A 321-nucleotide genomic window follows, 5' to 3' on the forward strand; every position below is an offset into this window, starting at 1 on the left:
AGGGAGAGAGGGAGAGGGGGAGAGGAGAGGGGGAGAAGAGAAAGGAGAAGAGGGAAAAGAAAGAAAGGAAGGGAGGAAAAAGGAAAAAGAGGAGAAAAAAGGGGAAGAAGAGAAGAAGGGGGGAAGGAAAGAGAGGAAAGAAAGAGGGGGGAAAGAGAAAGAAGAGGGGGAGGAGGGAAAAGGAAAAAGGGGGGAAGGAGGGGAGGGAAAGAAGGAGAAAAAAGAAAAGAAGGGGAAGAGGAGGAGGGGGGGGGGGGGAGGAAGGGAAGAGAGGGGAAGGAAAAGAGAGAAGAGAAAAGAGGAGGGGGAGGGGGAGAAAAG

The 321-nt window shown here is 52.3% G+C and carries 1 protein-coding gene; it reads left to right on the top strand.

Translation table 11 applies throughout. The features are described 5' to 3' along the window. Positions 1–321, top strand: a 321-nt coding sequence (locus KH400_RS30510; protein ID WP_217228789.1) for a hypothetical protein, incomplete at both ends; no start/stop codon positions are given.

The organism is Desertibacillus haloalkaliphilus, from assembly GCF_019039105.1.
GTDB classification, from domain to species: domain Bacteria; phylum Bacillota; class Bacilli; order Bacillales; family KJ1-10-99; genus Desertibacillus; species Desertibacillus haloalkaliphilus.